The 622-nt window shown below is 34.4% G+C and carries 1 pseudogene; it reads right to left on the bottom strand.

The features are described 5' to 3' along the window. Nucleotides 1-520 (bottom strand): annotated as a pseudogene (locus ACVC2P_RS08875) (hypothetical protein); the annotation flags it as partial. Nucleotides 521-622: the final 102 nt, after the last annotated feature.

Below are 622 nucleotides of genomic sequence, written 5' to 3'. Positions count from 1 at the left end.
CTATAATAGTTTCTGGTTTATCTACACATGGGTTTATTAAAAGTCTTACTTTTTCCTCTTCTTCCAAATTACTACCTTTTGCTGTTGCTCTTTTAGTTTCATCTGCTAACGGGAAATAGTCTAATTTACCTGACACAAATTCTTCTTCTTCCACATCTTTATGTGTTCCTGTTCGGTTACAGTGTGCACAGGCTAACAATAAGTTATCCCAATCTGCTGCCAACCAATAATAGCCTCGTATGGTATTTCCTGTTTCTTTGTCTTTTACAGACGTTTTAGGACGAAAGTGTTCTTTATCTACAGGGCTTGTTTTATCTACTCTAGATTCGCAATAGGCGCATTTGCCATTAAACAGCATTTCTATTGCTGTTTTCACTTCTAGATTTTTAAACAACTTATGGTCGAACGCTTTGGTTTCTCCATCTGTTATATAATGTTTGTGTGCTTTATCGTGTTCTGCTTTCGCTTTATTAGTTAGCACTTTAGGCTTTGCTATTGTATGTCTATTAACATGAATCATTTTTCTAAATCTTCTAAAAATTCGTCAATTAACTCAATGGCTTTTGCTTTTACTTCCTTTTCTACTTCTAATCTAGAAAATGGTTGTGCTTCTTCTTTGTGT

Source organism: Pontimicrobium sp. MEBiC01747 (assembly GCF_053601635.1).
This window is presented reverse-complemented; position numbering and strand designations above follow the sequence as displayed.